This window comes from Chamaesiphon polymorphus CCALA 037 (genome assembly GCF_003003845.1).
Taxonomy (GTDB): Bacteria; Cyanobacteriota; Cyanobacteriia; order Cyanobacteriales; family Chamaesiphonaceae; genus Chamaesiphon; species Chamaesiphon polymorphus.
The window spans coordinates 1-8605 of the sequence record NZ_PVWO01000239.1 but is presented as its reverse complement, the minus strand read 5'-3'; the positions used below and the strand labels follow the sequence as shown (position 1 = coordinate 8605).

Here is an 8605-nt window from a genome sequence, read left to right as displayed (position 1 = left end):
CCGCAGCCAGCCAATAAAAACCATCCTTATTCTAGAGAGAACACAGGCGATCGATGAGTACTGTAGTCCAAAACTTAGTCAATCAACCCTATAAATACGGCTTCGTCACTGACATTCAGTCAGATAAGATTCCGCGCGGCTTGAACGAGGATATCGTGCGGTTGATTTCATCCAAGAAAGACGAGCCAGAATTTCTGCTCAATTTCCGCCTGCGCGCCTATCGTCAGTGGTTGAAGATGACCGAACCCACTTGGCCGCATGTAGATTATCCCGCGATCGATTATCAGGATATCATCTACTACTCCGCCCCCAAACAAGCCGCCAAAAAGTTGGACAGTTTGGATGAAGTCGATCCCGTGTTGCTCGAAACCTTTGAAAAATTAGGGATTTCCCTCAACGAGCAAAAGCGACTCTCGAACGTCGCTGTAGATGCCGTCTTCGATAGCGTCTCCGTCGCCACCACCTTCAAAGCGCAACTCGCAAAAGAAGGCATCGTCTTCTGCTCCATTTCCGAAGCCGTCAAAGAATATCCCGAACTGATCGAAAAATACTTGGGTAGTGTCGTCCCGATCGCCGATAATTTCTTTGCAGCCTTAAACTCCGCCGTATTTAGCGACGGTTCCTTCGTCTATATCCCTAAAGGCACCAAGTGCCCGATGGATTTATCCACCTACTTCCGGATCAATACCGGAGATAGCGGGCAATTCGAGCGGACATTAATCGTCGCCGACGAAGGTGCATCCGTCACCTACCTCGAAGGCTGTACCGCACCCGCATTCGACACCAACCAACTTCACGCCGCAGTCGTCGAATTGGTGGTATTAGATAACGCCGAAATCAAATATTCCACCGTCCAAAACTGGTACGCAGGCGATGAAACAGGCAAAGGCGGTATCTACAACTTCGTTACCAAACGCGGCTTGTGTAAAGGTGTAAATTCCAAGATTTCTTGGACGCAAGTAGAAACAGGTTCGGCAATTACTTGGAAATATCCCAGTTGCGTCTTAGTTGGCGACAACTCAGTCGGTGAATTTTACTCCGTCGCGCTGACGAATAATCTCCAACAAGCCGACACCGGAACTAAGATGATCCATGTCGGTAAAAATACCAAAAGTACGATTATTTCCAAAGGGATTTCTGCTGGCAAATCGAAGAATAGCTATCGCGGTTTAGTCAAAATGAATCCGACAGCTAAAGGGGCGAGAAATTATTCCCAATGCGACTCGATGCTAATTGGAGATCGCGCGCAGGCGAATACTTTCCCCTACATCCAAGTCCAAAATCAAACCGCCAAAGTCGAACACGAAGCATCTACTTCTAAAATTGGTGAAGATCAGTTATTCTTCTTCGCTCAACGGGGTATTTCCCAAGAGGATGCGATTTCGATGATGATTAGCGGTTTCTGTAAGGATGTCTTCAATCAACTGCCGATGGAATTTGCGGTCGAAGCAGATCGGTTGTTGAGTCTGAAATTGGAAGGTACTGTCGGTTAATTTAGATAGGGCAGAAAATTTCTGCCCTCAATCTACTTATGAGCAAGTATATTGTCAAGGCTCAAGATTTCGAGCATAGATTCAAGAAACTACTAATAGGAAAATATGATTGGAAGCTAAGAGAAATATGGGGCTTCTCTCAAGAAGATATAGAAGCAGTAGAGAAAAAATATGGTTTGTCTTTACCTCTAAGCTATAAAGTATTTTTGTCATATTTTGGTAACGTTCCTAAGTCTTTTTTACTAGATTTCGATATGGGTGATGAGCATCCATTGGAAATGACAGAATTTTTTTATGAGCAATTAACTATCACAGAAGGAGAGTATATACCACCGACTAATGTACCTCCCAATATGTTTGTATTTGCCAGCTATCTTTACGAGCATTTTTATTTTTTCTTCTTAGACGATCCTTCGGATGACCCTGCAATATATTTAGCAAATACCTCTCAGGGAGGTGGTAAGCCTTTTGAGTTCAAGAAAATAGGCGAATCAGTGTGGGATTTCTTAGAAGAAGGTATCACTAATTATGAAAATAGAAAGACAAGAGCTACGTAAAATTGGCAATGTCTTTCACTCCTCAATATTGATAGATGATTGAACTCGATCGAAAGCTAAACGTGGGCAGTGCCCACCCTACAAAATTAAAGTTTTAAAATGGTTGCGATACCTGTAAAAAATCTTACCTTAGAAAGCTTTCTGTCTCTTCCAGAAACTAAACCTGCAAGTGAGTATATTGATGGAAAGATAGTTCAAAAGCCGATGCCTCAAGGAAAACATAGTTTATTGAGGATGAAGCTACTTACTTTCATTAATTCAATTTTAATGGAAGCAAAGATAGCGATCGCATTTCCAGAACTGAGATGTACGTTTGGTGGTCGATCGATCGTTCCTGATGTAGTTGTGCTGAAGAATGAAAATATTCCCAAAGATGATGATGGTGAGGTTTCTAATGTGGTGACAACTGCACCCGATTGGACGATTGAAATCTTATCTCCCGACCAAAGTACAACCAAAGTAATTAGAAATATTCTTCATTGTCTAGATAATGGTACCGAAGTTGGCTGGTTAATCGATCCAGCAGAGAAAATGATACTAGTTTATCAACCCGATCGACAAGTACAAGTAGTCGATCTACTCGAAGCTGAATTAATCGTACCTGAATTTGCTCGATCTGTTAAATTAACTGCTGGTGAGATATTTGGTTGGCTGAAGGTGGGATAGGATCGATGCTGGGAATTTTAAAATGGATGGCATCGAGAGACATTTAGAAATTTTAAAATAACTTTACTAGCAAATAATTTATCTGCTTATGGTTGCTGTAAGAGACAATACTCCAAGATTTACTTCTGAAGAATACTTTGCTTGGGAGGAGAAACAATTAGAGAAACATGAATATATCGGTGGTGAAGTTTATTCAATGACAGGTGGCACTGTCAACCATAGTCGAATTGCTCTTAAATTTGGTGCTTTATTAGACAATTTTCTTAGTGGAAGTTCTTGCCAGACTGCTAACTCTGATTGTCGGGTTAATATCGTCGAATCGAATGATTATACTTATCCTGATGTAAGCGTTACTTGTGACGAACGAGATAAAACAACAACTAAATATATTACTTATCCGTGTTTGCTGGTAGAGGTGCTATCTCAGAGTACCGAAGCTTATGACAGAGGCGGTAAATTTAGGATGTATCGCCAAAATCCAGTTTTACAAGATTATGTAATGGTGAGTTCTGAGAAGATGGAGGTCGATTTGTATCGCAAGACTGAAAGTGGGAGTTGGGAGATAATTAATTATCAGGCAGGAGATACGATCGAGCTTAAAAGTATCAACTTAACTTTCCCGATCGAGCGGATTTATGAGGGTATCTCTTTGACTCCAGTAGTCGAGAGTAGTTAGCTTAGTTATCTCATGATGATAAGATATAAAGATTAGCTAATATCGATCGAATATTATTAAACTCAATTAAACAAAATCTCAATTATGATTAATTCTAATAGTCCAGTTATCCTCTCGATCGAAAACCTCACTGCCGAAGTCGATGGTACGCAGATCTTAAATGGTTTGAGTCTCGAAATCAAAGCGGGCGAAATCCATGCAATTATGGGGCCGAATGGTTCTGGTAAAAGTACGCTATCCAAAGTATTAGCCGGACATCCTGCATATACGGTTACGGGTGGCAACGTTACCTATAAAGGAGATAATTTATTTGACTTAGAGCCGCAAGATCGGGCGCGTTCGGGTGTATTTTTAGCTTTCCAATATCCGCTCGAAATTCCTGGTGTGAGCAACTTAGATTTCCTCCGCGTCGCTTATAACTCCCGTCAAAAGCACCGAGGATTGGAAGAATTGGATGTGTTTGACTTCGATGACTTGATTCAGGACAAATTAGAGATTGTCAAAATGAATCCCGCTTTTCTCAGCCGTAGCGTCAATGAAGGCTTCTCTGGTGGTGAGAAAAAGCGGAACGAAATCCTGCAAATGGCAATTCTCGAACCGAGTCTCGCGATCCTCGATGAAACTGACTCTGGATTAGATATCGACGCGCTCAAAATTGTTGCTAATGGTGTCAATCAGTTGTCGAATCAGGATAACTCGATGCTGGTGATTACCCACTATCAACGCTTGTTAGACTATATCATTCCCGATTTCGTCCATGTGATGGCGAATGGACAAATCCTCACTAGCGGCGGTAAGGAACTCGCACACGAACTAGAAGCCAAGGGTTATGACTGGGTGACAGAAGCCGAACCAGCAAACGTCTAACAAACAAGGATCTGTAGGGGCAGGTTTATGCTAGGGTTTTCGCTACACACTAACAACAATCGGACAAACCTGCCCTCCCCCACCAGGAAATGTAGGAGTTTCGCCATGCGTTCGGTTATTGGTAAGGTGGGTGGGTTTGTTTAAAATCCAATTACTTACGACATTAATTGCATAAACCCACCCCTACAGATCCTGGTTTTGATAATTATCTATTTGTAAATCCTGTTTTTTCTTTGTTTGCGTTACTCCTATGACATCAACTTTAACTAACCGAGACACCTATCTCGCCCAACTCCTGGCTCTCACTTCACCACCCGCAACGCCTCAACTGCTCGAACTCCGCACCCAAGCAGCCGCATATCTCCAAGAAGAAACCCTTCCCAGCAATAAAGATGAAGAATGGCGATTTACTAATTTAGATCCATTACTTACCCAAACTTTCGCGGCACCAGATGCACAACTACCGCCAGTCAATATTAATGGCTTAATTCTGCCAGAAGCCACTAATACTCGCATAGTATTCGTCAACGGTATCTATGCGCCGCTACTATCTAGCCTTGCTAATTTACCTGCTGGTGTATTTATCGGCAACCTCGCCGCCGCAAATGCTGCGGGATTGGAGATTTCTAAATATTTAGGTAAACAACCTGGTGGTGAAGAAGTCTTTACGGCGATTAATACTGCTGGTATTAATGAAGCCGCAGTGGTGTGGTTAGCTCCAGATATAGCCTTTGAGACACCAATTCACTTATTATTTATCACTACCGTAGATGATACGGCGATCGCGACTCAACCGCGCGCGCTAATCGTGTTAGAACAAAGAAGTAGCGCGACTTTAATTCAAGAATACCTGCATACTTCCATTCCCGTTGGCGAAGCCCCTCGGAACGAGGCTCGACCCTACTTCAATAACGCCGTTACCGAGGTGTGGTTGGGCGATACTGCCAAACTAAATCATACTCGCATCCAAGACGAAGATATTACCGCCATCCATATCGGTAAAACAGCAGTGTCTCAATCTCAGCATAGTGCTTATACTGGTACTTCGATCGAGTTAGGCAGCAAGCTCTCTCGCCACAATTGGGAAATCTTCCAAATCGGCGCGCAGACTGAAACCTATCTCAATGGTTTGACGATGGTAAATGGCGAACAGGAATCGGATACCCACAGCACCATCGCGCTAACTAAGCCCCACGGTATTACCGATCAACTGCATAAATGTATCGTAGACGATCGCGCTCATGCAATCTTCAACGGTAAGGTATTCGTGCCCCAAGCCGCTCAACAAACCAATGCAGGGCAATTGAACCGCAATCTGTTACTGTCATCCACAGCGCGCATCGATACCAAGCCCCAGCTCGAAATTACCGCCGATAATGTCAAGTGCTCCCACGGCGCGACAGTCAGCCAATTAGAAGATGACGAGATTTTTTATCTCCAGAGTCGGGGTTTAGATGTCGAAACAGCTAAAATATTATTGATTAACGCTTTTGCTGTAGAAATAATCGATCGAATTCCCGTCGCCTCAGTACGTGAAAAACTAGCAGTGGCAGTAAAAGCATTCAAAGCTAACTAGGAACTGGTAAACAATGACTAGAGAAAGCCCGATTTTACGATTGATTCAAAATCTTACAGGAACTGCCGACGAAATGACTTTTATTCAAACCAAATCCGGGATTCACAAACCGCAAACTCTCGCCGATACAGTTCGCCCTGACTTTCCGATTCTCCATCGGGAAGTTCATGGCAAACCCCTCGTGTATCTAGATAATGCGGCAACTTCCCAAAAACCTCATGCCGTCATTCATGCCTTAGAGCATTACTACAGCCACTATAATTCCAACGTCCATCGCGGCGTGCATACGCTCAGCTCGGAAGCAACGGATGCATATGAAGGTGCCAGAGAAAAGATTGCCAAGTTTGTCAATGCAGCTTCCTCGCAAGAGATTATTTATGCCCGTAATGCAACTGAAGCAATTAACTTAGTTGCTTATAGCTGGGGATTGAGCAATCTGCAACGCGGTGATGAAGTGATTCTCACAGTGATGGAGCACCACAGCAACCTAATTCCGTGGCAATTAGTCGCGCAGAAAACAGGTGCTCGCCTCCAATTCGTGCAGCTTACACCAGAAGAAGAGTTTGATTTCGGACATTATCAGTCGCTAGTCAACGAGAAAACGAAACTAGTATCTGTCTCCCATGTTTCTAATACACTGGGCTGTATCAATCCGATTAAAGATATCGTCGGACTCGCGCATCAATACGGTGCCAAAGTATTAGTCGATGCTTGCCAAAGTGCCCCACATTTACCTTTAGATGTCCAAGATTTGGATTGTGATTGGTTGGTAGCTTCGGGGCATAAAATGTGCGCGCCGACGGGGATTGGCTTCTTGTATGGTAAGTTGAATTTATTGCGATCGATGCCACCATTCTTAGGTGGTGGTGAAATGATTGCCGATGTATTCCTTGAAAATTCTACTTATGCAGATTTACCGCATAAGTTTGAAGCAGGTACGCCCGCAATTGCTGAAGCGATCGCATTAGGTGCAGCGGTAGATTATTTAACTAATATTGGGATGGACAAAATTCATGCTTACGAAGCAGAATTGACAACCTATTTATTTGAGAAATTAATCCAAATTCCTCAAGTGAAAATCTACGGCCCCAAACCACCTAAAGATCGCGCGGCATTAGCCTCTTTTACCTCCGGTGACGTGCATCCTCACGATCTTTCGACGATGTTAGATCAATCCGGAATTGCCATTCGCGCCGGACACCATTGCACCCAACCATTGCATCGCTTTATCAAGGCGCAATCGACAGCTCGTGCGAGTTTATACTTCTACAATACTAAAGAAGAAATCGATACTTTTATCGCTTCCCTGCAAGAATCGATCGAGTTTTTCGATAGTATTTTTAGTTAAATTCGGTTCTCAATAAGTAGTAGCTCGTAGGTTGGGTAGCGGAGCGCATCCGCTACCCAACCTACGGATTATCAAGACTACTGATTCTGCAATCCAAATAGCTGTCCTAACGCGATCGATTGTGCCGCAGCCATTTGTCCGTAACAGAATACACAGGGGATTTCTGGTGGTAAATGTGGTGCAAAATCGGCCATTAAATAAGGGCTGCCATAGATAATTAATCCTTGTAGTTGTTGACTTGCAATTAATTGTTGAAACAATTGTTTTGCTACCGAAGTAATGCCAAGTCCGCCCGAAAATGGACTGGTACGAATGAAAAGTTGGAGGATGACCGATTCGTCAGGCGCGATATTAATCGTCGGACTGTGGCGGTTGATGAGCTGAAGTTGATAGCCGAGTTTGGTAGGAATGGTGACGGCGGGAGTACTCCGACTGAGGAAGGTAGTATCCAGAATTTCTTCGAGTGCGATGATATTCTTTCCCTGGACTGGCTTTAAAGGTAAATTACCTTGAGTAACTAATGAATCTTGTAATATATTCCGAGCAATCGCCATCGTTTGGGGTTGGGCGAGAGTCGTCAAAGCAGCAGCTTGACTATTGACAGGCGATTGCGTCAATGTGACGCCATCCCAATCTTCAAATAACTTCTGTTTGGCACGCCAAATTCGCCCTACAGAAGCCTTAATTCGCTCCGCACTAATCCGTCCCGACTCTACCGCATTGCATACGGCTCGAATCGCAATTTCGGGATCTACAGGCATTAATATAATGTCCGAACCAGCCGCCACAGACATTACGGGAGCCTCATCTGCGCCATATCGATCGGCAATTGCCCCCATTACCAAGGCGTCGGTACTAATCAATCCCTCAAAGCCCAAATTCTGCCGTAATTCCTCTGTTAAAATTTTGGGCGAGAGCGTCGCGGGTAATTCTGCATCGAGTGCGGGAATCAGTAAATGAGCACTCATCACACTATCGACCCCCGCCTGAATTGCTGCCTTAAATGGCGGCAACTCGATCGCGTCCAATCGCGCGCGATCGTGGGTAATTACGGGCAACGCCCAGTGCGAATCTACGCCTGTATCCCCGTGACCGGGAAAATGTTTGGCGCAGGTGAGGACGGGATAAGCCGCCGCTCCGCGAATGTAGGCCATAGCTAGCTGACTGACGATCTCGGGAGTTTCCCCGAAGGAACGAATATTAATGACGGGATTGGCAGGGTTATTATTAACATCGACTACTGGTGCCAAAATCCAATTAATGCCTATTGCTAGAGCTTCCTGGGCGGTAATAGCACCCATTTGACGAGCGTACTCGATCGCTTTGGCTAAATCTGCCTGCGCGATCGCATGGAGAGCCATTGGCGGCGGAAACCAAGTCGCACCAGTAAATCGCTGCCCTACCCTTCCTCAATATCGGCGG

General features: G+C 44.3%; 8 protein-coding genes. 7 read left to right on the top strand and 1 reads right to left on the bottom strand.

Going from position 1 to position 8605, the window contains the following annotated elements:
* The first annotated feature begins 53 nt into the window (after positions 1–53).
* The 7 genes from sufB to C7B77_RS17340 all read left to right on the top strand — a co-directional run bounded on the left by sufB (position 54) and on the right by C7B77_RS17340 (position 7183).
* Positions 54–1493, top strand: coding sequence for a Fe-S cluster assembly protein SufB (sufB, locus tag C7B77_RS17370; RefSeq protein ID WP_106307503.1), 1440 nt, complete (start codon positions 54–56; stop codon positions 1491–1493).
* Positions 1494–1531: 38 nt separating this feature from the next.
* A complete protein-coding gene (locus C7B77_RS17365; protein ID WP_106307500.1) occupies positions 1532–2050 on the top strand; it encodes an SMI1/KNR4 family protein in 519 nt (172 codons plus the stop codon).
* Positions 2051–2149: 99 nt separating this feature from the next.
* Positions 2150–2716: a Uma2 family endonuclease gene (locus C7B77_RS17360; RefSeq protein WP_106307497.1), complete on the top strand. Its 567-nt coding sequence runs from the start codon at positions 2150–2152 to the stop codon at positions 2714–2716.
* An 88-nt stretch (positions 2717–2804) separates the two neighbouring features.
* Positions 2805–3392, top strand: a complete 588-nt coding sequence (locus C7B77_RS17355) for a Uma2 family endonuclease (protein WP_106307494.1) — start codon at positions 2805–2807, stop codon at positions 3390–3392.
* Positions 3393–3476: 84 nt separating this feature from the next.
* Positions 3477–4259 (top strand): Fe-S cluster assembly ATPase SufC, encoded by a 783-nt coding sequence (gene sufC / locus C7B77_RS17350; RefSeq protein WP_106307491.1) that lies wholly within the window; start codon positions 3477–3479, stop codon positions 4257–4259.
* 250 nt (positions 4260–4509) lie between these two features.
* Complete coding sequence (sufD, locus tag C7B77_RS17345; RefSeq protein ID WP_106307488.1) at positions 4510–5835, top strand: Fe-S cluster assembly protein SufD; 1326 nt, start codon at positions 4510–4512, stop codon at positions 5833–5835.
* 73 nt (positions 5836–5908) lie between these two features.
* Complete coding sequence (locus tag C7B77_RS17340; RefSeq protein ID WP_106307506.1) at positions 5909–7183, top strand: SufS family cysteine desulfurase; 1275 nt, start codon at positions 5909–5911, stop codon at positions 7181–7183.
* A gap of 77 nt (positions 7184–7260) precedes the next feature.
* Here C7B77_RS17340 and C7B77_RS17335 read toward each other — a convergent pair whose 3' ends face one another.
* Positions 7261–8544, bottom strand: a complete 1284-nt coding sequence (locus C7B77_RS17335) for a glycoside hydrolase family 3 N-terminal domain-containing protein (protein ID WP_245894247.1) — start codon at positions 8542–8544, stop codon at positions 7261–7263.
* Between the last annotated feature and the right edge of the window lie 61 nt (positions 8545–8605).

Bases quoted from the DNA above. Each gene is read 5' to 3' on its own strand.
- sufB (WP_106307503.1), top strand. From the start codon at position 54: ATGAGTACTGTAGTCCAAAACTTAGTCAATCAACCCTATAAATACGGC.
- C7B77_RS17365 (WP_106307500.1), top strand. From the start codon at position 1,532: ATGAGCAAGTATATTGTCAAGGCTCAAGATTTCGAGCATAGATTCAAG.
- C7B77_RS17360 (WP_106307497.1), top strand. From the start codon at position 2,150: ATGGTTGCGATACCTGTAAAAAATCTTACCTTAGAAAGCTTTCTGTCT.
- C7B77_RS17355 (WP_106307494.1), top strand. From the start codon at position 2,805: ATGGTTGCTGTAAGAGACAATACTCCAAGATTTACTTCTGAAGAATAC.
- sufC (WP_106307491.1), top strand. From the start codon at position 3,477: ATGATTAATTCTAATAGTCCAGTTATCCTCTCGATCGAAAACCTCACT.
- sufD (WP_106307488.1), top strand. From the start codon at position 4,510: ATGACATCAACTTTAACTAACCGAGACACCTATCTCGCCCAACTCCTG.
- C7B77_RS17340 (WP_106307506.1), top strand. From the start codon at position 5,909: ATGACTTTTATTCAAACCAAATCCGGGATTCACAAACCGCAAACTCTC.
- C7B77_RS17335 (WP_245894247.1), bottom strand. From the start codon at position 8,544: ATGGCTCTCCATGCGATCGCGCAGGCAGATTTAGCCAAAGCGATCGAG.